The following is a 23,914-nucleotide window of genomic DNA, read 5'->3' on the forward strand; positions in this document are numbered from 1 at the left end:
CACAGAACGACGCCAGCGGCCCCGCCGATCCCCGATCCGGGGCACGCCGTCCGCTGGCAGTCACTCCGCCGCCTGATACTCCATCGCCGGATAAGTCGTCATCCCCGGGCCCGACCCGAGGATGACCTGCGCAATGCGCCGCAGTTCCGCCCTCAGCCGCAGGTGACCTTGATCACCCGGTCCGCGTTGTCCAGTTCGACGTTGATCCGGTCCGCCCGGTAATCCATCGTCAGCATCGCGCCGGGACCGTAGATGCGTACCTTCTGCCCGGGCTCCAGCCCGGCCGCCGTGACCGCGGCGCGATCCTGCCCGATCAATGACTGGTAGGACGACGCGCCGCAGGCGTCCTCCGTCTCTGCCACAGGCGTTTCCTCGCATCCCGCAAGCACCGCAACCAGCCCGAACCCTGCCAGCATCATCCGCATGCCCTATCCTCCTGACGATCTGCCGCCGCCCCGCACATCTGGGCCGTCACGACGCCGGTTGAGGTAGGCCGGAGCGCCGCCTTTCTCAAGCGCACCCCGTTGAAACCCCGCGGAAACTCGCCCAAGGTGACGCCAGTCAAACGGAGGACACCCGATGCGCACCAAGGCAGCTGTCGCCACCCAGGCCGGAAAACCGCTGGAAATCATGGAGGTGAACCTCGAAGGCCCGAAGGCCGGAGAGGTCCTGGTCGAAGTGAAGGCCACCGGCATCTGCCACACCGACGAATTCACCCTGTCGGGCGCGGACCCCGAAGGCCTGTTCCCCGCGATCCTCGGCCACGAGGGCGCGGGCGTGGTGGTCGACGTGGGCCCCGGCGTGACCAGCCTGAAGAAGGGCGACCATGTCATCCCGCTCTACACCCCGGAATGCCGTGAGTGCTATTCCTGCCGCAGCCAGAAGACCAACCTCTGCACTTCCATCCGGGCGACGCAGGGACAGGGCCTGATGCCCGACGGCACGTCCCGCTTCACCACGCTCGATGGCGACCCGATACTGCACTACATGGGCTGCTCGACCTTCGCCAACCACACCGTCCTGCCCGAAATCGCGCTCGCCAAGGTGCGCGAGGACGCCCCCTTCGACAAGATCTGCTACATCGGCTGCGGCGTCACAACCGGTGTCGGCGCGGTCATCAACACCGCGAAGGTAGAGGTCGGATCGACCGCTGTCGTCTTCGGCCTTGGCGGCATCGGGCTGAACGTGATCCAGGGGCTGCGACTTGCCGGGGCCGACATGATCATCGGCGTCGACCTCAACAACGCCAAGAAGGAGATGGGCGAGCGCTTCGGCATGACCCATTTCATCAACCCGACCGAGATCGGAGAGGACATCGTCCCCTACATCGTCAACCTGACCAAGCGGCACGGCGACCTGATCGGCGGTGCAGATTACACCTTCGACTGCACCGGCAACGTCAAGGTGATGCGTCAGGCGCTGGAATGCGCGCACCGGGGCTGGGGTGAGTCGATCATCATCGGCGTCGCGCCCGCGGGGGCCGAGATCGCCACGCGCCCCTTCCAGCTGGTCACCGGCCGGGTCTGGAAAGGCACCGCCTTTGGCGGCGCAAGGGGCCGGACCGACGTGCCCAAGATCGTCGACTGGTACATGGACGGCAAGATCGAGATCGACCCGATGATTACCCACACCCTCGCGCTCGACGACATCAACAAGGGCTTCGACCTGATGCATGCCGGGGAATCGATCCGCTCCGTCGTGGTCTACTGATCCCCGATGACGCCACGGGTGCATGACCGCGCCGCGATGATCGCGGGCATGTCCCCCGTGCTGACGGAGGGCCGCTTCGTCTTCGCCACCAGCGCGGACCCGGCCCTCCCGTCCCACGCGGTCGCCACCTGCCGCGAGGACGAGGGCCTGTCCCTGATCCTGCCGGAGGACATCGCCCGCGCGGCGGAAGTGGACTGCTCCACCCCCATGAGAAGGATCACCCTGCAGGTCCATTCCTCTCTCGAAGGGGTGGGCCTGACGGCCGCCGTCGCCACCGCGCTCGCGGATGCCGGCATCGGCTGCAACATGGTGGCCGGAAACCACCACGACCACGCCTTTGTTCCGGCGGACAGGGCGGAAGAGGCGCTGCAAGTGCTGAAGGACCTGTCACGCGGATAACGTCGCGGGCCGACCGGCGCTAAGCTATCAGCCCCCCGGCACCGTAGGCCGGGCTTCAGACCGGCATACCCTGCCCGCAGCCTCACACCGGCTTCCGCGCCACGAGAAACCGGGTCACGACTCCGCCCCCCATGCTCTCCGCCTCGACGATCTTCAGCCCGGCGCGCTCCACCGCCGCCTCGGTCTCCGCCACCGTCCGGAACGCCACGAAGGGCGCTTTCCCGACCAGCCGCATCGCCCCGATCAGCACACGCAGCGGGCAACTGGTCCAGCGTTCCGACAGGCAGCCGGTCTTGATCACGACCACCCCGCCCGGCTTCACCCGGCTTGCCATCTCTGCCAGCGCCGCATCCTGATCCTCGATCAGATGCAGCACGTTGAAGGACATAACCGCATCGTATTGCCCCTCCGGCAGGGCCCCGAACCCGGCCTTGAGAAAGGTGACGTTGGTCACCGGTCCCTGCGCCTGCCGCTGCCGGGCGATCTTGAGCAGCGCGCCGCTCAGGTCGGTCGCCAGAACATGCGCGGCGCGCGGCGCCAGCTTCATCGCGATCGTGCCGGTACCGCAGCCGATCTCCAGCACCTCGGAGTCCGGGCCGAGGTAGCTGGCCGCCCGCGAAACGGTACGGTCATGCTGGTCGAGGTTCTTGATGGGCTGGGCGGCATAGCTCTTGGCAATCCCGTCCCAGAAGGCTTCTGCTTTCATCTCTGGTCTCCGTCATATCTTTGACCGCAGATTTACCTGTTCGCAAATCACTGCGGAATTGCCGGAATTCGCAGGGATGCTATACGATCACGCATGAACTGGCCCGCTGGAAGTTTCGACTGGAACCAGGCCCGCGCCTTCCTGGCGACGGCTGAGCACGGCTCGCTCTCCGCCGCCGCCCGTGCGCTTGGCCAGACCCAGCCGACGCTTGGCCGCCAGGTCACGGCGCTCGAGGAGTCGCTCGGCGTCGCCCTCTTCGACCGGGCAGGGCGCGGCCTTATCCTGACCGACGCCGGGCGCGAACTGCTCACCCACGTCCGTGACATGGCGGAGGCCGCCGCCCGCATTCCCCTGACCGCCTCAGGCCAGAGCCAGGATTTGCGCGGTACAGTCTCCATCACGGCGAGCGACGTCTATTCCACCACGCTGCTGCCCCCGATCATCGCCGATCTTGCCCGCGCCGCCCCCGAGATCGAGATCGAGCTGGTGGTGTCCGACGACCTGCGCGACCTCTCCCGCAGGGAGGCCGACATCGCCGTCCGTCACGTCCGCCCGACCGATCCGAACCTCACCGCCCGCCTGATTGGCGAGGCCAGCGGCTATTTCTTCGCGGCCACCTCCTACCTCGACCGGCGCGGCCGGCCCGCCAGCCGGGAGGAACTGAAATCCCACGACATCATCGGCATCCGTGACGCCGCGCGCATGGTCGAGGGTCTGAAATCCTTCGGCATCGATGTCCCCGCCAGCCTGCTCCGCCACCGCACGGACAGCTCTTTCGTGATGTGGGAACTGGCCCGCGCCGGGCTCGGCATCGGCATCTTTCCGGCCGAACGGGCGCTGACCGATCCCGCGATGGAGGTTCTTTTCGACGGAGAGGTCGCCGTACGCTTTCCGGTCTGGCTGGTCACGCACCGGGAACTGCACTCCTCCCGCCGAATCCGGACGGTCTACGACCACCTCGCCGACCAGCTCGCCGCGCAGCTGCGCCGGACCGCCGCCGATTTCGCCGCCCGGTCCCGCCGATAACCCTTTCGCCGCACCGCCGTTCCGCGCTATCTGCCCGACAAAGGAGAGGCCCATGCCCGACACCAGACCGCTCTACGCCGTGCTCATCGACGCCGACAACGTGCCCGCCCGCTACGCCCAGGCGATCCTGAAGGAGATCACGACCTTCGGCGAACCGGCCCTGCGCCGCGTCTACGGTGACTGGGGCGCGGACCGCCTGCGGCCGTGGATCGAACAGGCCCGCGCCCTCGGCCTCGTCGCGCATCAGGAGACGTCGAACACCAAGGGCAAGAACGCCTCCGACATCGGGCTGGTGATCGACGCCATGGACATCCTGCACACCGGCCGCTTCGACGGCTTTGTGCTGGTCTCGTCGGACAGCGACTTCACCGCGCTCGCCAACCGGGTACGGGAACAGGGGCTCGACGTCATCGGCATCGGCGAGGCGAAGGCCCCCGAAAGCCTGCGAAACGTCTGCAACCGTTTCATCCTGATCGAGAACATCGTCGACGAACCCGCCCCCGCCAAGGGATCGGACAAACCCGCCGGCAAGCTGAAACCGCAGGAGGCCCAGCCCCTGATCCTGCGCGCCATCGAAAAGATCGACACCGAGGACGAATGGGTCACCATGGGCCAGCTCGGCCAGTACCTGACGGCAGAGAACCCGGATTTCGACACACGCTCCTACGGCCGCAGGAAGCTCTCCGACCTTATTGCCGACATCAAGATACTGGAAAGCAAGCGAGGCCCGGGAAACCAGCTCATGGTGCGGCGGCTCGACTGACCCCGCTGCCCGTTCGGGTTACTCCGTAACGCCGTAACGCGCCATGAACATATCCACCGCTGACTGCGCGACCTTTTCACACCATTCGGCGGTCAGCTCATCCTCGATCCCGAACAGGCGCCGATTGAAGATTCCGGCCTTGCACAGCTCTGCGAACTGCTCCGCCGCGAGTTCGGGGTCATCGACAGCCAGCAGCCCGTCGCCGGTGGCGCAGCGCAGGTACTCCGCCAGCATGTCCCGCGCCATCATCGGCCCGTTGCGGTAGAACTCGCGCGCCATCTCGGGAAACCGCTCCGCCTCCGCCACGCACATCCGGAAGATCGATAGCGACATCGGCGAATTGAAGAACTCCGTCATCGCGCGTGCCCCGAACAACAGCAGGTCGCGCGGAGGCAGGCCGGGCTGCACGATCTGCATCGCCGCGTCCGCCTGACGCTGGCATTCGGCCCGGGCCACTTCCATGAACAGCAGGCGCTTGTCGGGAAAATAACTGTAGAGCGTCGCCTTAGACACACCCGCCGCCCGCGCGATGTCGTCGACGTTCGCGCCCTCGAACCCTTCGGCGAGGAATATCTCCCGCGCCCCTTCGACTACCTGGGTGAACTTGCGCCCGCTGCGCATGATGGGGCGGGTGACGCCCATGGACAAACCTCCCTGACAGGTCCTGACAAGTATACCGGACAGTTCAGTGCGGGCAAGCCGCGCTGATCCCGATTGCGTGATCGCGGGACCTGAATTAGAATCATTCTAAAAGAGGTGCTCATGCGATTCCTGCCACAACGCCGCCGATTCGACGATCTGAACGAACAGGAGATCCTCGCGCTCGCCATCTCCTCCGAAGAGGATGACGGCCGCATCTACCGCTCCTACGCCGAACGCCTGCGCGCCGACTTCCCCGCCACCGCGAAAATCTTCGACGGAATGGCACAGGAGGAAGACACACATCGCCAATGGCTCATCGACCTGCACCGCAAACGGTTCGGGGACGTCATACCCCTGATCCGCCGCGAACATGTGGCCGGCTTCTACGCCCGGCGCCCCGTCTGGCTGGTCGGGAACCTCGGAATCGACACGATCCGCGCCGAAGCCGCAGGGATGGAGGAACAGGCCGAACGTTTCTACATCGCCGCGGCGAAACGTACGCAGGACGCCGACACCCGCAGGCTTCTTGGCGACCTCGCCGCGGCGGAGGCGAAACACCACAGGTCCGCCGAACGACTGGAAACCGAACATCTCGACGAAGACAGCCGCGACGCTGAGGCGGCCTCTGCGCACCGCCAGTTCATCCTGACCTGGGTACAGCCGGGCCTGGCGGGGCTGATGGATGGTTCCGTCTCCACCCTGGCGCCGATCTTCGCCACCGCATTTGCAACGCAGAATACCTGGACGACCTTCCTCGTCGGACTGGCGGCTTCGGTCGGCGCCGGGATCTCCATGGGCTTCACCGAAGCCGCGTCCGATGACGGCCAGCTCTCCGGCCGCGGGTCTCCGCTCAAGCGCGGGATAGCGGCGGGGGTCATGACCACGCTTGGCGGGCTCGGACATGCCCTGCCCTACCTCATCCCGCATTTCTGGACCGCCACGATCACCGCCTTCGCCGTCGTGTTTGTCGAACTCTGGGCAATCGCCTGGATTCAGAATCGCTACATGGAGACCCCCTTCTTTCGCGCCGCCTTTCAGGTCGTGCTGGGCGGCGCCCTCGTCTTCGCCGCAGGTGTGTTGATCGGATCCGGTTAGGGGGCCTTGCCCCCCGGAGCCTGCGGCTCCTCCCCCCAGGATACTTGCGGCAAGATGAAGACCGCGCCGATTTCACTTTGCCATAAATATCCCGGGGGAGTCCGCAGGACGGGGGCACGGCCCCCGCGCCGCCCTCCGCCCTTGACCCGGCCGGGCGGGTCAGGGACAACCCGGCGAGAGGGAGCCCGCCATGCCGTCCGAAACCAGCACGACCTACAATCCGCTGCCCCTGCCCGACCGTCAGGACATGAGCGACGACGACAGCCGCGCCGGGGTCCGGGCCTTCCACGACCGCATGAGGACCCGCCACACCGTCCGCGACTTTTCGGACCGGCCCGTTCCTTTCGAGGTCATCGAGACCGCCATCGCCACAGCCGGTCTCGCGCCGTCGGGCGCCAACCACCAGCCCTGGCATTTTGTGGCGATCTCCGACCCCGCGCTGAAGGCCCGCATCCGCGCGGCTGCCGAGGACGAGGAACGCGCCTTCTACGACGGCGGCGCCGGCGATGAATGGATCTCTGCGCTCGAGCCGATCGGCACCGGCGTGTCCAAGCCGCACCTCGACATCGCGCCCTGGCTCATCGTGATCTTTGCGCAGCGCTACGGCGTCCGCCCCGACAGTACACGGTTCAAGAACTACTACGTGCCGGAATCCACCGGCATCGCCTCCGGCTTCCTGATCGCCGCGCTGCATCACGCGGGACTCTATTGCCTGACCCACACCCCGAACCCGATGAAATTCCTCACCGCCATCTGCGGCCGCCCCGATCATGAGAAACCGATCATGATCATCGCCGTCGGCCACGCGGCCGAGACGGCAACCGTGCCCGCCGCCGCGCTGGCAAAGAAGCCGCTCTCCGACATCCTGACCGTCAATCCCGAAGGAGCCTGAATGGAAACCCTCTCTGAAAACCGCTGCTTCGGGGGCGTGCAGGGCGTCTATCGCCACGCATCCGAAGCCTGCGCCTGCGACATGACTTTCGGCCTCTTCCTTCCGGAAGAAGCGCAGGACGGTCCTGTCCCGATCCTCTGGTATCTCTCGGGCCTGACCTGCACGCATGAGAACGCCATGACCAAGGCCGGCGCGCAGCAATGGGCGGCGGAGCAGGGGATCGCGCTCTGCTTCCCCGACACCTCCCCGCGCGGAGAGGACGTGGCGGATGACGAGGCCTACGATCTGGGCAAGGGCGCGGGGTTCTACCTGAACGCCACGCAGGATCCCTGGGCCACGCATTATCGCATGTGGGACTACGTGGCAGACGAATTGCCTGCCCTGCTCGCCGCCAATGTCGCCATCGACGCCGACCGCCAGTCGATCACCGGGCATTCCATGGGTGGCCACGGCGCGCTGACCCTCGCCATGTCGCTGCCGGGCCGCTACCGCTCCGTCTCGGCCTTTTCGCCGATCTGCAACCCGACGGGCGGTGACTGGGGGCGCAAGCAGTTCACCGCCTACCTCGGCGCGGAAGAGGCGGCGTGGACAGCCCACGACGCCTCTCTCCTGATGGCCGAAAAGGGCTTTGACGGCCCCGTGCTGATCGACACCGGCACCGCCGACAATTTCCTCGACCTCCTGCGCCCCGAGACGCTGGCCGAGGCCGCCGCGAAACGCCGCCAGCCGGTGCAGTTCCGCATGCAGAAGGGCTACGACCACAGCTACTTCTTCGTCTCCACCTTCATGGAAGACCACGTCGCCTTTCATGCCGAGGCGCTCTATTCGTGACCCTCTACATCGACGCCGACGCCTGCCCGGTGAAGGAAGAGGCGGAGCGGGTCGCGACCCGGCACAGGGTGCCGGTCAAGCTGGTCTGCAACGGCGGCCTGCGCCCGCCGGCCAATCCGCTCGTCGAACTGGTCATCGTGCCCGAAGGCCCGGACGTCGCTGACATCTGGATCGCCGACCGCGCGACCAGGGGCGACGTCGTCGTGACATCGGACATGCCGCTGGCCGCGAAATGCGTCGCCAGCGGCGCCCGCGTCCTGCGCCACAACGGTGAGCGGCTGACCGAGGCCAATATCGGCGCGCAACTGGCGATGCGCGACCTGATGGCCGATATCCGCTCTGCCGACCCCTTTGCACAGGGCTCGGGCAAGGGCTTTACAAAGGCCGACCGCTCCCGTTTTCTGGACGCGCTGGAGAGGGAACTCCGCGCGGCACAGCGCGACGGCTGAGGGAACGGGAATGGGCATCGAAGCAGTCATCTTCGACATCGGAAACGTGCTGATCGAATGGCAGCCCGAACGGTTCTACGACAGCTACATCGGCGAAGACCGCCGCCGCGCCCTGTTTGCCGAGGTCGACCTGCACGGTATGAACGACCGCGTCGACCTGGGGCATGATTTTCAGGGCACGATCTATGCCAAGGCCGATGAACACCCCGAATGGAGGGAGGAGATCCGCACCTGGCACGACCGCTGGATCGAAATGGCCTCTCCCGCGATCGATCAGTCGGTCCGGGTGCTGCGGGCCCTCAGGGCCAATGGCGTGCCGGTCTTCGCCCTGTCGAACTTCGGCATCGGCAGTTTCGCCCATGCCTCCGATCACTACGACTTCCTGCGCGAATTCGACCGGCCCTACATTTCCGGCCACATGGGTGTCATAAAGCCCGACCCGGAAATCTACCGCCGGCTCGAGGAGGACTCCGGTGTCGCCCCCGCGTCCCTGCTCTTCGCCGACGATCGCCCCGACAACATCGCCATGGCGGACGGGCGCGGCTGGAAGACCCACCTGTTCACCGACCCGCAGGGCTGGGCCGACCGGCTGGTGTCCGAAGGTCTTCTGACACAGGCGCAGGCGGCATGAGCGCGCCGGTCATCAGCTTCGAGGAGGGCGAAAACGTCCTCGACTGGATCGCCCTGACCGATGCGCTGGCCGCCGGGCATGACCTGCCGAAGGCAGAGGTGGCGGATACCTTTCTCTACCGCGGCAAGGACACGCTCCTGACCCGCTCCGCCTGGATCGACGGGCTGGGGCTGGCGATCAAGGCGGCGTCGATCTTTCCGGGCAATCCCGATCGCGGCCTCGGCACGGTTAACGGGATGATGAGCCTGCTGTCGGACACCGATGGCACGCTCGAGGCGATGATCGACTTCCATCTCGTCACCAAGTGGAAGACCGCCGCCGACAGCCTGCTCGCCGCCCGCCGCCTGGCCCGTCCCGACAGCCGCGACATTCTGGTGATCGGCGCGGGCACCGTCGCTGCCTCCCTGATCGAGGCCTACGGCGCCGCCTTTCCCGATGCGACCATAACCCTCTGGAACCGCACCACCGCGAAGGCCGAAGACCTTGCCGCGCAATACCCCGGCACCCGCGTCGCCACCGACCTGCCCGACGCCGTCACACAGTCCGACATCGTCGCCTGCGCCACGTCTGGCGGAGTTCCGGTGCTGAAAGGCGACTGGCTGCGCCCCGGACAGCATGTCGACCTGATCGGCGCCTACCGTCCCGACATGCGCGAAACCGACGACACCGCCCTGCAACGCGCACGCATCTTCGCCGACAGCCGCGACACCACGCTCCACCACATCGGAGAGTTCGCGATCCCGCTGAAAGACGGCGCGATCACCGAGGACGACATTCTCGCCGACTACTACGACCTCGGCGCTTTCGCCCGCCAGCCCGACGACATCACCCTGTTCAAGAACGGCGGCGGCGCGCATCTCGATCTGATGACGGCCCGCCACATCCTCAGCGCGTGGAGCGCCAGCCAATGATCTGGGTCCTGCTGCTTGCCCTCCTGCTGGCCGCCGCCTGGGTCGCCCCCTTCGTCATCGAACGCCGCCGCCCGGCGATGGACGACGACGCGCGGGTGAACGCGCCCGGCAATTTTGCCGAACTCTCCCAGGGGATGACGCATTTCCAGTGGCACGGCGGCGTGCGCGGCCCCGTCGCCGTCTGCGTGCACGGGCTGACCACCCCCGGTTTCGTCTGGAACGACATCGCCGCCGAACTGGCCACCATGGGCTATCGCGTGCTGACCTACGACCTGTACGGCCGCGGCTACTCCGACCGGCCCGAAGGGCGGCAGGACGAAGCCTTCTTCACCCGCCAGCTGGAGGACCTTCTGGCCCACCAGAAGGTTGCCGACGACATCACGCTCTTCGGCTATTCAATGGGCGGAGTTATCACCACCGCCTTTGCCGCGAAACATCCAGACCGCATCCGCCAGCTTGTACTGGTCGCCCCCGCAGGCTTCGGCGGCTTCCCGACCGGCTTCTTCCGGATGATGCGGGACTGGGGCCGGATTGGTGACTGGATGGCGCTCGCCCTCTTCCCGCGCCGCCACCGCGCCGCCGCCTCTGCCCTGCACCGCCAGTATCCGGCACTGGCCGAGGCCGCCTCGGGCCAGGCGGAGCAGGTGAAATGGCAGGGCTTCATTCCCGCCGTGCTCTCTTCCCTCCGCCACGCGCTGCGCGACCCGAAAGAGGCCGAGCACCGCAAGCTGTCCCGCGTCGACGTTCCCGTGCTCGCCATCTGGGCCGCCAAGGACGAGGCGATCCCGCTCTCCGGCATGGGCAACCTGACGAGATGGAACCGCATCGCCGTCAACACGCAGGTCGAGGGCGCGGGCCACTGGCTGCCCCTGACCCACCCCAGAGAGGTCGTCGCGGCCTTCCGCGACGGGATGGAGTAGGATCAGGCGGCGACGGGCACCGGCGTCCGGTTCTCCTTCACCGGCAGATGCACGATGGCCGAGAACGCGCCGACACCCACCCCGATCCACCACACCAGATCATAATTGCCGTAGACGTCGTACATCCGGCCGCCCAGCCACACGCCCATGAATCCACCAAGCTGGTGGCTGAAGAAGATGATGCCGTACAACGTACCCATGTAACGCAGCCCGTAGATATGCGCGATCAGCCCGCTGGTGAGCGGCACGGTCGCCAGCCACAGGCCGCCCATGGCGACGGAGAACAGGATCACGCTGGTCGGCGTGATCGGCAACAGGATGAACAGCGCCGCAACAATGGTGCGAAGCGTATAGATTCCCGCCAGCAGGTACTTCTTGGAATAGCGCTTACCCAGCCACCCCGCCGTCAGCGTCCCCGCGATATTGGCCAGTCCGACCAGCGAAATCGCGATGGCACCAAGCGCGGAGGTCGTGGTGATCCCGATATTGTGCAGCACCCCGCCCGGCACGATCGGACCGCACATTTCGGTGACGAAGGCGGGAAAATGCGCGGTGATGAACGCCAGTTGGTAGCCGCAGGAAAAGAACCCGAGGAAGATGAGAGAGAACGACGGATCCTTCGCCGCCCGCACCAGAACCTGCCCGATGCTTTCCTCAAGCTCTGCCCTTGTCGCGGCGACCGGCGCGCGCATGAACGGCAGGAACAGGATCACCGACAGGACCATGACCGCGAAGATCAGAAAGACGTTCTGCCAGCTCATCAGTGTCAGCAGGTATTCGGCCAGCGGCGCACCAAAGACCTGACCCGCCGACCCCGCCGCCGTCGCGATGGCCAGCGACATTGACCGGTTCTCGTCCGAAGACGCCCGACCCACGACCGCAAGGATCACCCCGAACCCGGTCCCCGCGACCCCGAACCCGACCAGCACCTCAAGCAATTGATGCTGCGTCGGCGTCACTGCGAAAGACGACAGGACAAGCCCCGCCGCATAGATCACGGCGCCCAGGATGATCGCCCGCCGGTCCCCCAGCTTTTCGGCAAAGGCCCCGAACAGCGGCTGCCCGATTCCCCACGCCAGGTTCTGGATCGCGATGGCGAGAGAGAAATCCGCCCGCGCCCAGCCAAACTCATCCGCGATAGGGATCTGGAACACCCCGAAGGACGCGCGGACCGCAAAGCTGATGACGATGATGATGCAGCTGACGATCAGAACGGGGGTCATCAGGCGGGCAGAGGAGGACATGGGCGGAATCCCGGAAATGAATGCGCATGCACACATTCTCCGGTTTTGCCCGGATCCGCAATTCACCCTTTGTGATGTCCCGCATTTGCAACGCTGCTCTTTTCCCCGCCCCGCCCGCAGGCTAACAGGCGGTATGAGTCAGACGACACGCGATCTCTACGCCGCCCGCATCGCCTCCGGCGACCTGCACGCCGACCCCGCGCAGGAGGCCGTGCTGGCCGAATTCGACCGCATCCTCGCCGGGCTGGATGCGAAGCCGGAAAAGCGTGGCTTCTTCCGAAAGGCGGTCGTCGAACAGCCCAAGGGGCTCTACCTCTGGGGCGGCGTCGGGCGCGGCAAGTCCATGCTGATGGACCTGTTCGTCGACAGCCTCTCCGTCCCCGTCCGCCGCGTCCACTTCCACGCCTTCATGCAGGAAATCCAGGACGGCCTGCACGAGGCCCGCAAGGCGCATGTCGAAGACAGCCTCGCCCCGGTGGTCGACAGGGTCGCCGATGGACTGCGCGTGCTGGCTTTCGACGAGATGCAGATCACCGACATTGCCGACGCGATGATCGTGGGCCGCCTGTTCGATGCGCTGATGGCGCGCGGCGTGGTCATCGTCACGACCTCCAACCGGGTTCCCGACGACCTTTACAAGAACGGCCTGAACCGCCAGCTTTTCCTGCCCTTCATCGACCTGATCAAGGACCGGATGGTGGTGCACGAACTCGACAGCCCCAAGGACTACCGCCAGAACCGCCTCTCCGGCAGCCGGGTCTATTTCACCCCGGTGGATGCAGAAGCCCGCGCCGCCATCGACCGGATCTGGATCGATCTGACCGGCGGCGGCGGGCAGCCTCTGGTCCTGACGATCAAGGGCCGCAAGCTGACCCTGCCCGCCTTCCGCAACGGTATCGCCCGCGCGTCCTTCCACGACATCTGCGGGCAGATGCTCGGCCCCGGCGACTTCCTCGCGATTGCCGACGCGGTGAAGGTCCTGATCCTGGAAAACATCCCCCGCCTCGGCCGGTCCAATTTCAACGAGGCGAAGCGCTTCGTCACCCTGATCGACGCGCTCTACGAGGCGAAGGTGCGGCTGATCTGCTCCGCCGCGGACGAACCCGAATCGCTTTATATCGAGGGCGACGGCGCCTTCGAGTTCCAGCGCACGGCAAGCCGTCTGCGCGAGATGCAGGATGCGGACTGGGGCAAAACGGGCTAGATCACACCAAGCGGGGGACCGTTGAACCGGTCCCCTCATCTTGTGCCCGAGGTTTAGCTGAATACCATCCCTGCCCGGACTGCCGCGCGTATGATGACTGGAGGGCGGAGGTCCCGGATGGCGAATTGCCTGTACATCAACTGACACCAGCTTAGGCGAATCGCCGCGAATCGGTCAATGGTCTCTGATTCGTTATTTCCCGGTTCGAGTCGCTTTTTTCCGCTGATTCGCGAATTCTTAACCGTCCGTTAATCCGGCTACCCGTTTTCCCGGAGAATTCGCCCTGCAAGGTACAGCGACCCGCTGATCAAAATCCGGGCAGAGGGGTCCCTGGCGACGATCCCGGCCAGCGCCGCGTCCACCGACTCCGCCTCTTCCGCCGCCATGCCGACGTCCCGCGCCGCCGCCGCGGTGGCACTGGCGGGCAGTGTGTTGACCTCCTCGGGGATCGACACCGCGTACAGTCCTGCGACCTGCCCGGCCATCGGCCGCAGGTAACCGCGCACGTCCTTGGTGTTGAGTATCCCGCAGATCAGCCAGGTCGGGCGTGGCGAAAGCCCCGCCAGATGCCGCGCCAGCGCTTCCCCGGCAGAGGCATTGTGCCCCCCGTCCAGCCACAGCTCCGCCCGCGGCGCCGCCTCCGCCAGCGGCCCCCGGCGCAGCCGCTGCATCCGGGCGGGCCAGAATACGTCTGTCATCGCCCGCTCTGCTGCCTGCTCCCCCTGGCCGAGGAACCGCAGCGCCGCCACTGCCGCCCCGGCGTTTTCGATCTGATGCGCACCGGGCAGGGCGGGCAGCGGCAGGTCCAGCAGCCCGGTCTCGTCCTGGAAGATCAACCGCCCGCGCTCCTCCCAGGCGTGCCAGTGCTGACCATGCACCAGCAGCGGCGCGCCGACCGCGTCTGCCCGCGCCTCGATCACGGCCAGCCCGGCCTCTGTCTGCGGCCCGACCACACATGTCACGCCGCGCTTCAGGATCCCCGCCTTTTCCCCGGCGATGACATCCACCGTCTCACCGAGGAATGAGGTATGATCGATCGACACCGGCGTGATGATGGTCAGCGCGGGCCGCGCGACGACGTTGGTCGCATCCAGCCGCCCGCCTAGGCCGACCTCGAGCAGGGTGTAATCCGCCGGCACCCGCGAAAACGCCAGCAGGGCCGCGCAGGTGGTGATCTCGAAATAGGTGATCGGCGCGTCCCCGTTGGCGGCGAGGCACTCGTCCAGCACCTCGGTCAGCGCCTGCTCCGAAATCAGGTCGCCAGCCAGCCGGATCCGTTCGTGAAAGCGTGTCAGATGCGGCGAGGTATAGGCGTGAACCCGATGCCCGGCCCCCTCCAGCCCCGCGCGGATATAGGCCTGCGTCGATCCCTTGCCGTTGGTCCCGGCGATATGCACCACCGGCGGCAGCTGGTCCTGCGGATTGCCAAGCGCCTCCAGCAGCCGCCACATCCGGTCGAGCACAAGGTCTATGACCTTGGGATGCAGCGCCATCATCCGATCGAGGATGACGTCCGAATGCACGGGGGTCACTCCGCCTTGCCCTCCGGCGCGGGGGCGGGAACGGCGACGGGCTCGGGATCGGGCCTCGGCAGGGAGCCTTTCACCGCCGGGGTCATCCCCATGAGCATCCGGGTGATCGTGATCAGTTCGTCCCGCATGTCGGTCCGCTTGACCACGCGGTCCAGCATCCCGTGATCCAGCAGGTATTCGGCGCGCTGAAACCCCTCCGGCAGCTTCTCACGGATGGTCTGTTCGATGACGCGCGGCCCGGCAAAGCAGATCAGCGCGTTCGGCTCGGCAATCTGCACGTCGCCCAGCATCGCGTAGGACGCCGTCACACCGCCCGTCGTCGGATGGGTCAGCACGACGATGTAGGGAAGCCCGGCCTCCTTCAGCATCTGAACCGCAACCGTGGTCCGGGGCATCTGCATCAGCGACAGGATCCCCTCCTGCATCCGCGCGCCACCGGCGGCGGAGAACAGGATCAGCGGCCGCTTCAGCTTTACCGCCCGTTCGGCCGCCGCGATGATCGCATTGCCGACATACATCCCCATGGACCCGCCCATGAAGGAAAAGTCCTGCGCCGCCGCAACGATCGGGGTCTGCCCCATCTCACCCTCGGCAACCAGCATCGCCTCGGCCTCACCGGTGTCGCGCTGCGCGGCCTTCATCCGGTCGGGATAGCGTTTCTGGTCGCGGAAATGCAGTGGATCGGCCAGCGGTTCGGGCACCTTCACCTGCACGAAGACCCCGCCGTCGAACAGCGCGGCAAAGCGGTCGCGCGGCGAAATCGCCATGTGATGCCCGCAAGACGTGCAGACGTTCAGGTTATCCGACAGTTCCCGGTGAAACAGCATGGTCCCGCATTCCGTGCACTTGGACCAGAGGTTCTCCGGCACCTCGCGGCGCGAGAAGATCGAATTGATCCTTGGCCGGACGTAGTTGGTAATCCAGTTCATGTCGCTTCCCGGACGGTGGCGTTGGCCCCCCAGATAGGACCTTGCCGGGCGAATTGCAATCAACGCCGGATGGCCACCCGCACCGCCAGCCAGGCCAGCGCGATGATGACGAGGTCGATCACCAGCATCCAGCCGAGGATCGGCTCCGGCGGCAGCAGCGACTCTCCGGTCCCGTCCGGCAGCGGCGGGTAAAGGAACAGCGCCAGCCCGCTGTCCGGCCCGTCCAGATCCCCGACGACGAGAAAGGCGAAGATGTTGTTGGCCAGGTGAAACCCGATGGCCGCGCCAAGCGATCCGCTGCGCGCCACCAGGTCGCTTGCCGCCAGCCCGAAGGCAAAGGCCCAGATCACGTAGCGGGTGCTTTCGTCCACCGCCGCCTCGTTGAACCAATGGACTGATGCAAAGGCCAGATTGGGCACCACCATCCAGACCAGTGGCGACGGGAACCGCGCCGCGATCTGCTGTTGCAGGTACCCGCGGTAGAACAGCTCCTCCGCCCCGGTCTGGATCAGCAGGGCAAGCAGCGCAAAGGGCAGAAGCCCCAGCCACGTCGCGAAAGGCTGCATGCTGACCCCGTCGTCGGTCCAGAACGGATAGACCGCCTCCAGCGCGAGGTAGAGCAGCCCGCCGCCGATCGTCGCCCGCAGCATGTCGGGCCAGACCAGTGCCGCCGGTCCGGTCAGGCTGCGCAGGCCCCGGTTATGGTTCTTCCACGCCACGAAAACCACCAGCAGGGCCAGCAACAGGAAACCGGCAAGATCATAGAGGATGGCGGTGGCCGACACCCGCTCCATCAGCGCGTCCGCCGTGTCGGGTGCGATCTGGAACAGCAGCCAGTCCATCGTGTTCCGGCCCAGCCCGTACAGGAACTCCACCGCTATGAACCCGACCACGGTCTGCACCAGCGCCGCCGATCCGCGCGCCGGATCGACATAGGCCTCGTGGGGGGCGTAGGCCTTCACGCTCACCGCCTCAGCACGACCCGCGCGCCGAGCCAGGAGATCAGCATCAGCAGCGCCTCCAGCCCGAAGCCGGGCAGCAGCGCCGGGTCAGACAGGTCGGCGGGATAGACGTACAGCGCCAGCCCCTCCATCCCGCCTGACGCCCCGAACAGCATCAGCGACCCGAAGTTGTTGACGAAATGCAGCGCCATGACCGGGCCAAGCGTGCCCGCCCGCGCCGTCAGGTCCCCCGCCGCCAGCGCGTAAAGAAAGGTGACGCCGAGGATCGGCCAGAGGTTGTCCCCCGCCGCCGGGTTGAAATGCAGCAGCGCGAAGAGCACCGCCGGCACCCCGACCCACAGCAGAGGAGAGCGGAACCGCGCCGCCAGCCGCGACTGCAGGTATCCGCGGAACATCAGCTCCTCCGACCCGATCTGAACCGCCAGCAGCACCAGCGCCAGCGGCATCCACGACAGCCAGCGCGTCACGGCCATCTGCCGCTCCGGCTCCACCCCCTCGGGCGAGGGCAGCATCAGCGCCACGCCAAGCACCGCGCATTGCACCAGGAACACCCGCCAGAACTGCGACCAGGCCAGCCCCGCCGGTCCCATCAGGACCCCGAGCCCTTTCCGGTGCAGCACCCGCATCGCCACCGCCAGCGCGACCAGCGGACACAGGAAGGTGGACAGCATCAGCACCATGCCAAGCGGTCCGGCCGACGGCCCCTCGGGCCGCATGGAGCCGGGGAACAGCAGACCCGAGATCACGAAGATCCACAGCAGCATCAGCCCGGCGGTAATCACCGTGACCAGCGCGATGCCCGCCAGCGTCCTGCCCAGATGTGCCGTGTCCCTCCCTCTGTCGGGGAGAAGCTGCTGCGCCTCGTATGCCATGGGCGCGACGCTATCCCTCTCCCCCGCGGGCCGCAATCGGCCTTGTCTGCCCTGGATGCGTCATTTATCCCCGTCCCGACCAGCCAAGGGAGGCCCAGATGGCCAAATTCGACAAGAAGCTCCTGCCTAGCCGTCACGTGACCGAAGGTCCCGAACGCGCGCCGCACCGCTCTTACCTCTATGCGATGGGCCTGTCGGAGGAGGAAATTCACCGCCCCCTCGTCGGCGTCGCCACCTGCTGGAACGAAGCCGCCCCCTGCAACATCGCTCTGAACCGGCAGGCGCAGGCCGTGAAGCTGGGCGTGAAGGCCGCCGCCGGAACCCCGCGCGAATTCACCACCATCACCGTGACCGACGGCATCGCCATGGGGCATGAGGGCATGCGCTCCTCCCTCGCCTCGCGTGAGGCGATTGCCGATACGGTCGAACTGACCATGCGCGGCCACTGCTACGACGCCATTGTCGGGCTGGCGGGCTGCGACAAGTCGCTGCCGGGCATGATGATGGCGATGGTCCGGCTCAACGTGCCCTCCGTCTTCATCTACGGCGGGTCGATCCTTCCGGGCAAGGCGCCCCAGATCGACGAGATCCCCGAAGATTTCCGCACCCGCGACCTGACCGTGCAGGACTTGTTCGAAGCGGTCGGGCGGCACCAGAACAAGGAACTTTCGGACTCCGCTCTCGACATCCTCGAACGCGTCGCCTGCCCGTCGTCGGGGGCCTGCGGGGGCCAGTTCACCGCGAACACCATGGCCTGCGTGTCCGAGGCGATCGGGCTCGCGCTGCTCAACTCCTCCGGCATGCCCGCACCCTATGAATCCCGCGACCAGTATGGTGAGGCCTCGGGCCGAGCGGTCATGAACCTGATCGAAAAGGGCATCCGCGCCCGCGATGTCGTGACCCGCAAATCGCTGGAGAACGCCGCGCGCGTCGTCGCCTGCACCGGCGGATCGACCAACGCGGGCCTGCACCTGCCCGCCATCGCGCACGAGGCCGGGATCGACTTCTTCCTCGACGACGTCTGCGAGATATTCCGCGATACGCCTTACTTCGTGAACCTGAAACCGGGCGGCGACTACGTGGCCAAGGACCTGTTCGACGTTGGCGGCATCCCCGTCGTGATGAAGGAGCTCCGCAAGGCCGGTCTGATCCATGAGGATTGCATCACCGCTTCCGGCAAGACCATCGGCGAGGAACTGGACACCGTCACCCGCGAGGCCGATGGCAAGGTCATCTATCCGATCTCCGCCCCGATCACCAAGACCGGCGGCGTCGTCGGGTTGAAAGGTAACCTCGCCCCGGAAGGTGCCATCGTGAAGGTCGCCGGGATCCCGACCCAGGAACAAAGCTTCAACGGCCCGGCCCGTGTCTTCGAATGCGAGGAAGACGCCTTTGCCGCCGTTCAGAAGCGCGAATACAAGGAAGGCGAGGTCATCGTCATCCGCAACGAGGGCCCCGCCGGCGGTCCGGGTATGCGGGAGATGCTGGCCACCACCGCCGCCCTTTCGGGTCAGGGCATGGGCAAGAAGGTCGCGCTCATTACCGACGGCCGTTTCTCCGGCGCGACGCGCGGCTTCTGCGTCGGTCATGTCGGCCCCGAAGCGGCGTATGGCGGCCCGATCGCCCTGCTGAAGAACGGTGACATGATCAAGATCGATGCCGTCGAAGGCACGATCACCGTCGACCTGACCGACGAGGAACTGGAAGCGCGCCGCAAGGACTGGAAAGGCCCGCGCGACACGATCTATGCCTCCGGCGCGCTGTGGAAATATGCGCAGCTTGTCGGCAAGACCTACCTCGGCGCCGTCACCCATCCCGGCGGCAAGGCCGAGAAGCATATCTATGCCGATCTCTGACCGGCTCCGGACCGGGGCGCTGCGCGGCGCCCCGGTCCTGCTCGCCCTCTCCCTGATGGCGGGCTGCGACGAAACCACTGCCAACGCCTTTGCGGCCGGGGGCAGCGCGCCGAAGGCCCGCGTGCTGACCTCCGCGAAGATCGACGGCGGAAAGATCACCGTTCTCGGCCCGGCGGGGTTCTGCGTCGACGCGCGGTCGCTGCGCCCGAACGGCGCGCGCCAGTTCGCCCTGCTCGCCCAGTGCGACCTGATGACGGGCGGAGAGGTCAGCGGCGTCAACTCGCTCTCCCTGCTCACTGTCACCGCCGTCCGGTCCGCCGACACCGCCCTTCCGACGCCCGATCAGATCGCGGCCCCCTATGCCCCGGCGCAGGTGCTCAACAGCGCCCGCATCGACGGTGTGCAGCTGGTCCAGCTGTCCCAGGGCGGCGAACGCGCGACCAAAAGCGCCGATCCCGTCCACTGGCGCGGGGTGATGACGCTGGCCGGGCACACCATCGGACTGGCCGCCTATTCCACCCAGAACGGCGCCGCCCGCGGGGCCGAGGGGCGCGACCTTCTGCTCGCCCTCGCCCGCAACATGCGCCGCGCCACCACCGGAACCGGCACCGGCGACACGCCGGCCGTGCAGGCACCGACGGAATAGCCGCCCGATTTCCGGCACCCCTCCGCCAATCCGTCATTTGTTTCGCAACCGCCCCGTGGCATAACAGGGGCACCCGGCAGCAAGACCGGATGCAGCACCAGGACGACACAGGCACCCATGGCCAAGGCGATCTCCACCTTCATCGACCGGCTCATCGCGCGCCGCGAACTGCGCCGCTGGACGGCCGAGGCACGGAACGCGGCAACCGCCCCCCTGCCCGCTCTGCGCCAAAGCCGCACCCGCGCCCGCACCTTGAAGGCCCGGCTCGACGACCTGATCCACACGGCGGACGGACGGCTGGCCCTGCCCCTGATCGGGTCCAACATCTTTCCCGTCCCGCATGGCACCGACTGGTCCTGGCGCCCCGACCTCTGGCGCGGCCCCCTGCCCCTGCGCGGGATCGCCGCCGCCGAAACCCAGTCCCGCCTCGGCGATCAGGTCACGCTTCACCACGACTGCAAGCAGTCCGAACTGACCATCCTCCAGACCCGCAACCACCGGGAAGAGGACCTCGCCCCCTTCGGCCTGCGCATGGATGTCTTCGCCTTCGACGGATCCTTTCTGTCGCTCGCGATCGAACTGCCCGCCGACGCGATCCGCAACCTGACCAAGTCGCACCTGATCCGCCTCTCCGCCCAGATCGAGGTCGAGACACCGCTTGAAATCTTCGCCCGCCTCAACGTCGTGCACGGGCCGAACACCGAACAGGTCACCCGCGAACTGTCGCTGAAGTCGCCCGAGGTCATGATCGAATTCGATCTTGCCTACTCCGGCCTGAACGAAAAGCGGCTTGAGAAGGCATGGGTCGACCTGATCTTCGAGAACCCCGAGATGAACCAGGTCGTCATCCGCGACCTGACCTTCGCCCGCTGCCCCCGCGCCGAATTCTGAGGGACGAGACCATGAGCATTCTCAAAGTCACCAAGACCCGCCTCGTCAACGGCACCTGGGAAGGCGTCATTTCCGATGTGCCCGAGGGCATCCGCCCCGGCGTCGCCGTCCGCTTCCGCGACCGCGTGCTCGACGACATCTCCGTCACCCCCGCGACCGGCGGCACCTGGCACCTGCGCTTCGCCGTCCCCGCCGCCGCTATTGGCGACGGCGTGCAGACAATCACGATCGTGGAAGCCTCCACCGGCGACGTTCTGGACAGCCTTGCCATAATTGCCGGGGATCAGGCTTCCGAAACAATCCGCGCCGAAATCGACCTGCTCCGGGCTGAACTGGACCTGCTGAAGCGCGCTTTCCGGCGACATTGCGTCGAAACGGCCTGAATCGTCCGAAATGTGGCGCGAAACGGGGTGTTTCCCTGTTTCCGGCCCATAAACGATCCCGACAATACCCCGCAATTGACGATGCCGCGCCCGGTTTGCGCCCGAATTGCCGTCGATAACGTGTCTCCAAGGCAAACTGAACGCTGAGAGGCAGAAAGGTTACGACAATGGACCGTCTGACAGAGATGGAAGCATTCGCGACGGTCGTGGATCAAGGTGGTTTCACCGACGCGGCCAAGAAGATGGGGATATCTAAATCCGCCGTGTCCAAGCATGTGTCCTCGCTCGAGGCACGTCTGGGCGCACGTCTTCTGAACCGGACCACACGTCGTGTGTCCCCGACCGAGATCGGTCTGGCCTATTACGACCGTGCCCGCCGCGTCCTCAACGACGCCGGAGAGGCCGACGCCCTCGTCACCTCCATGCAGTCCGCCCCCTCGGGCCTGCTGCGGATTTCGGTGGCGACCGACTTCGGCGTCAATCACCTCTCCCCGGTTCTGGGCGAATTCCTGGCGGAATTCCCCGACATCACCGTGAACATGGTGCTGAACAACCGCTACGTCGAACTGATCTCCGAAGGCTTCGACATGGCCATCCGGATCGGAGAGCTCGAGGACTCGACCCTCCGTGCCCGCAAGCTCACCGACACGACCAAGCGCATGATCGCCGCGCCGTCCTACTTCGAACGCTTCGGGCGTCCGCAGAAGATCGACGACCTGAACGATCACAAGCTTTTGCACTATTCCTCGCAGGCCTCCGGCAACGTCTGGAAGCTGACCGCCCCCTCGGGCGAAAAGCGCCAGGTCCGCACCGCCGGCTGGCTCTCCGTGAACGACGGCCAGTCGCTGTTGAATGCCGCGATCTCGGGCCTCGGCATCGCCTACCTGCCCTCCTTCCTCTACGCTGACGCGCTGGAGCAGGGCCTGGTGATCGACGCCATCCCCGAACTGCCGCTCGAGACGCAGGGCATCTACGCGGTCTATCCGCCGGGCCGGTTCACCCAGCCCAAGGTCCGCGCCTTCATCGACTTCCTTGTCCGGAGCTTTGCCGAAAAAGGCCCCGACAAGTGGTGAGACCCTGAGTTTCCTTCCCCGAGCCTGACCTCAGGCCACCTGACCCGGCGGTGACGCCGGGTTTTTCTTTTTGGGGGGGCGGCCGCCGCCCCCCGCGTCATCGCCGGGTTCGACGGAAAGATGATTCTAAGGTATACTGGATTTATTCTTTCGAAAGGTTCTCCGGTCATGACGCATGGTTTCCGCGCCCTCGCCCTTACCGCCGCTCTTGTCTGCGCAACGCAGTCCGACGCCGCGACCTACACCGTTTTCACCCAGGTCGGCTCCAGCACGGTAGAGCTTCAGTTTGACTCGCTCGATGCCAAGCTGCGGGAAATCGAGGATCTCAAGGCGCTCAGCCACCAGTGGTGGAACGATGCCTTCGGCGGGTTCGTGTTCGTCGAAGATACCAACCTCAACCCGCACCGCCGCCGGCTCATCATGCTCACCGATGCCGATCCCTGGATGATGTTCGAATTCCGGCTCGAAAACCACGACTTCGTGCCCGCCTTCTACGCCCTGGACATCCGCATGCGGACAGACGTCATCTCCGGCCCGACCCACAAAGAGGCGTTTCTCGATCTCGAGCTGATCGACTCCGACAGCAACGGCTACGTCGCCTCCTCCTCCACCTCGGCCTATTACACGGTGATCGATGACGACGGCGGACCGCTGATCAATGCATCCGAAGGGCTCGCCAACTCCGCCTTCGGCACGTTCCTGTCGGGCGAAGGCACGCATACACTTTTCGACGTGGCGGGCCCCGGTCCGGATTCCGACATGATCGACGCAACCGACGGCTTCAACTACATGCGGTTCACCATCAACGGTTATCTCTCCCCCGGCGACAGCCTGATCCTGTCGACGATCGGCTGTTACGGGGCGGATGCCGCTGCCTGCCCCGCGGGCTTTACCCTGCCCGACAGTCTCACCGCTGTCCCGCTCCCGGCCTCCCTGCCTGTCCTGCTCTCCGGCATCGGCCTGCTGGCGCTGCGTCGCAACCGGCGGAACTGAACGCCGGATCGCCGGAGGCGCGGCCCCGCGCCAGCGCTCGCGACATCGCTGTCCCCGATGTCATGAGTGCCTCATGATCCAAGTCTGACCCCTCCGCCTCTCCGCCCGCCTCTACACCCTTGCGACCACGGCCCCCGCCCAGATCACCGCCGCGATGCGCCGGTTCTGCAAGGGCGGGCAGATTGGCCAGATCGCCCATGTCGGCAACGCAAAGAAGATGCGGGGCCAGATACTCCCGAAATTCCAGACCACTGCGCCGGTGGAATGCCCGGCCGGTTCTGCGGCAAGACAGCGGGGATCGAGGTAGGTTTTATCACCTCCGGCAAATACCCCGGGCAGCATCAGGCCGAAGTC

The 23,914-nt window shown here is 66.3% G+C and carries 26 protein-coding genes; 18 read left to right on the top strand and 8 right to left on the bottom strand.

Features of this window, described 5'->3' with window-relative positions; translation table 11 throughout:
• Positions 1-152: 152 nt before the first annotated feature.
• On the bottom strand, positions 153-425 hold the full coding sequence (locus IEV87_RS16370) for an I78 family peptidase inhibitor (protein ID WP_229737672.1): 273 nt from the start codon (positions 423-425) through the stop codon (positions 153-155).
• A 154-nt stretch (positions 426-579) separates the two neighbouring features.
• On the opposite strand from IEV87_RS16370, the gene IEV87_RS16375 reads away from it, so the two are divergent.
• Both IEV87_RS16375 and IEV87_RS16380 read left to right on the top strand, forming a co-directional pair.
• The gene (locus IEV87_RS16375) at positions 580-1,710 is read left to right on the top strand and encodes an S-(hydroxymethyl)glutathione dehydrogenase/class III alcohol dehydrogenase (RefSeq protein ID WP_188478890.1); all 1,131 of its coding nucleotides are present in this window, start codon (positions 580-582) and stop codon (positions 1,708-1,710) included.
• 6 nt (positions 1,711-1,716) lie between these two features.
• Positions 1,717-2,109, top strand: coding sequence for an ACT domain-containing protein (locus tag IEV87_RS16380; protein ID WP_188478891.1), 393 nt, complete (start codon positions 1,717-1,719; stop codon positions 2,107-2,109).
• A gap of 82 nt (positions 2,110-2,191) precedes the next feature.
• Here the strand turns inward: IEV87_RS16380 and IEV87_RS16385 are convergent, their stop codons facing one another.
• Positions 2,192-2,815, bottom strand: a complete 624-nt coding sequence (locus IEV87_RS16385) for a class I SAM-dependent methyltransferase (RefSeq protein ID WP_188478892.1) — start codon at positions 2,813-2,815, stop codon at positions 2,192-2,194.
• Between the two features lie 93 nt (positions 2,816-2,908).
• On the opposite strand from IEV87_RS16385, the gene IEV87_RS16390 reads away from it, so the two are divergent.
• Positions 2,909-3,841, top strand: coding sequence for a LysR family transcriptional regulator (locus tag IEV87_RS16390; RefSeq protein ID WP_188478893.1), 933 nt, complete (start codon positions 2,909-2,911; stop codon positions 3,839-3,841).
• Between the two features lie 52 nt (positions 3,842-3,893).
• Complete coding sequence (locus tag IEV87_RS16395) at positions 3,894-4,604, top strand: NYN domain-containing protein (protein WP_188478894.1); 711 nt, start codon at positions 3,894-3,896, stop codon at positions 4,602-4,604.
• Between the two features lie 18 nt (positions 4,605-4,622).
• Here IEV87_RS16395 and IEV87_RS16400 read toward each other — a convergent pair whose 3' ends face one another.
• Entirely contained in the window at positions 4,623-5,246 is a 624-nt protein-coding gene (locus IEV87_RS16400) for a TetR/AcrR family transcriptional regulator (protein WP_229737673.1), read from the bottom strand.
• A 120-nt stretch (positions 5,247-5,366) separates the two neighbouring features.
• Here IEV87_RS16400 and mbfA point away from each other — a divergent pair, with 120 nt between their 5' ends.
• From mbfA to IEV87_RS16435, 7 genes are all read left to right on the top strand, one after another.
• Complete coding sequence (mbfA, locus tag IEV87_RS16405; protein ID WP_188478895.1) at positions 5,367-6,341, top strand: iron exporter MbfA; 975 nt, start codon at positions 5,367-5,369, stop codon at positions 6,339-6,341.
• A 190-nt stretch (positions 6,342-6,531) separates the two neighbouring features.
• Positions 6,532-7,233 carry a nitroreductase family protein gene (locus IEV87_RS16410; RefSeq protein WP_188478896.1) on the top strand — a complete coding sequence of 234 codons (702 nt, stop codon included), beginning with the start codon at positions 6,532-6,534 and terminating at the stop codon, positions 7,231-7,233.
• Positions 7,234-8,064 carry an S-formylglutathione hydrolase gene (gene fghA, locus IEV87_RS16415; protein ID WP_188478897.1) on the top strand — a complete coding sequence of 277 codons (831 nt, stop codon included), beginning with the start codon at positions 7,234-7,236 and terminating at the stop codon, positions 8,062-8,064.
• A complete protein-coding gene (locus tag IEV87_RS16420; RefSeq protein WP_188478898.1) occupies positions 8,061-8,513 on the top strand; it encodes a YaiI/YqxD family protein in 453 nt (150 codons plus the stop codon). The genes fghA and IEV87_RS16420 overlap by 4 nt, the downstream gene beginning before the upstream one ends.
• Positions 8,514-8,523: 10 nt before the next feature.
• Positions 8,524-9,144 carry an HAD family hydrolase gene (locus IEV87_RS16425; protein WP_188478899.1) on the top strand — a complete coding sequence of 207 codons (621 nt, stop codon included), beginning with the start codon at positions 8,524-8,526 and terminating at the stop codon, positions 9,142-9,144.
• On the top strand, positions 9,141-10,055 hold the full coding sequence (locus tag IEV87_RS16430) for an ornithine cyclodeaminase family protein (protein ID WP_188478900.1): 915 nt from the start codon (positions 9,141-9,143) through the stop codon (positions 10,053-10,055). Before IEV87_RS16425 ends, IEV87_RS16430 begins: the two co-directional genes overlap by 4 nt.
• Positions 10,052-10,975 carry an alpha/beta fold hydrolase gene (locus IEV87_RS16435; protein WP_188478901.1) on the top strand — a complete coding sequence of 308 codons (924 nt, stop codon included), beginning with the start codon at positions 10,052-10,054 and terminating at the stop codon, positions 10,973-10,975. Before IEV87_RS16430 ends, IEV87_RS16435 begins: the two co-directional genes overlap by 4 nt.
• Before the next feature lie 2 nt (positions 10,976-10,977).
• On the opposite strand, the gene IEV87_RS16440 is transcribed toward IEV87_RS16435, so the two are convergent.
• Complete coding sequence (locus tag IEV87_RS16440) at positions 10,978-12,219, bottom strand: MFS transporter (RefSeq protein ID WP_188478902.1); 1,242 nt, start codon at positions 12,217-12,219, stop codon at positions 10,978-10,980.
• 133 nt (positions 12,220-12,352) lie between these two features.
• On the opposite strand from IEV87_RS16440, the gene zapE reads away from it, so the two are divergent.
• Positions 12,353-13,423, top strand: coding sequence for a cell division protein ZapE (gene zapE / locus IEV87_RS16445; protein WP_188478903.1), 1,071 nt, complete (start codon positions 12,353-12,355; stop codon positions 13,421-13,423).
• Positions 13,424-13,680: 257 nt separating this feature from the next.
• Here the strand turns inward: zapE and IEV87_RS16450 are convergent, their stop codons facing one another.
• From IEV87_RS16450 to IEV87_RS16465, 4 genes are read right to left on the bottom strand one after another with little or no spacing between them, the layout of a single operon-like run.
• The gene (locus tag IEV87_RS16450) at positions 13,681-14,955 is read right to left on the bottom strand and encodes a bifunctional folylpolyglutamate synthase/dihydrofolate synthase (RefSeq protein ID WP_188478904.1); all 1,275 of its coding nucleotides are present in this window, start codon (positions 14,953-14,955) and stop codon (positions 13,681-13,683) included.
• Positions 14,952-15,884 (bottom strand): acetyl-CoA carboxylase, carboxyltransferase subunit beta, encoded by a 933-nt coding sequence (accD, locus tag IEV87_RS16455; protein ID WP_188478905.1) that lies wholly within the window; start codon positions 15,882-15,884, stop codon positions 14,952-14,954. Before accD ends, IEV87_RS16450 begins: the two co-directional genes overlap by 4 nt.
• 59 nt (positions 15,885-15,943) lie before the next feature.
• A complete protein-coding gene (locus tag IEV87_RS16460; protein WP_188478906.1) occupies positions 15,944-16,846 on the bottom strand; it encodes a CPBP family intramembrane glutamic endopeptidase in 903 nt (300 codons plus the stop codon).
• Between the two features lie 2 nt (positions 16,847-16,848).
• The gene (locus IEV87_RS16465; RefSeq protein ID WP_188478907.1) at positions 16,849-17,718 is read right to left on the bottom strand and encodes a CPBP family intramembrane glutamic endopeptidase; all 870 of its coding nucleotides are present in this window, start codon (positions 17,716-17,718) and stop codon (positions 16,849-16,851) included.
• A 98-nt stretch (positions 17,719-17,816) separates the two neighbouring features.
• Between IEV87_RS16465 and ilvD the strand changes: the two genes are divergently transcribed.
• The 6 genes from ilvD (at position 17,817) to IEV87_RS16495 (ending at position 23,560) form a co-directional block, all read left to right on the top strand.
• A complete protein-coding gene (ilvD, locus tag IEV87_RS16470; protein WP_188478908.1) occupies positions 17,817-19,574 on the top strand; it encodes a dihydroxy-acid dehydratase in 1,758 nt (585 codons plus the stop codon).
• Entirely contained in the window at positions 19,561-20,220 is a 660-nt protein-coding gene (locus IEV87_RS16475; RefSeq protein ID WP_188478909.1) for a hypothetical protein, read from the top strand. Before ilvD ends, IEV87_RS16475 begins: the two co-directional genes overlap by 14 nt.
• A 117-nt stretch (positions 20,221-20,337) precedes the next feature.
• Complete coding sequence (locus IEV87_RS16480) at positions 20,338-21,111, top strand: DUF6478 family protein (RefSeq protein ID WP_229737674.1); 774 nt, start codon at positions 20,338-20,340, stop codon at positions 21,109-21,111.
• Positions 21,112-21,122: 11 nt separating this feature from the next.
• Positions 21,123-21,494: a hypothetical protein gene (locus tag IEV87_RS16485; RefSeq protein ID WP_188478910.1), complete on the top strand. Its 372-nt coding sequence runs from the start codon at positions 21,123-21,125 to the stop codon at positions 21,492-21,494.
• 167 nt (positions 21,495-21,661) lie between these two features.
• Positions 21,662-22,567, top strand: a complete 906-nt coding sequence (locus IEV87_RS16490) for a LysR family transcriptional regulator (RefSeq protein ID WP_188478911.1) — start codon at positions 21,662-21,664, stop codon at positions 22,565-22,567.
• Positions 22,568-22,735: 168 nt separating this feature from the next.
• Positions 22,736-23,560 (top strand): VPLPA-CTERM sorting domain-containing protein, encoded by an 825-nt coding sequence (locus tag IEV87_RS16495; protein WP_188478912.1) that lies wholly within the window; start codon positions 22,736-22,738, stop codon positions 23,558-23,560.
• Positions 23,561-23,914 lie beyond the last annotated feature (354 nt).

Origin of the sequence: Primorskyibacter flagellatus (assembly GCF_014638275.1) — a bacterium.
Classification (GTDB): domain Bacteria; phylum Pseudomonadota; class Alphaproteobacteria; order Rhodobacterales; family Rhodobacteraceae; genus Pseudooceanicola; species Pseudooceanicola flagellatus_A.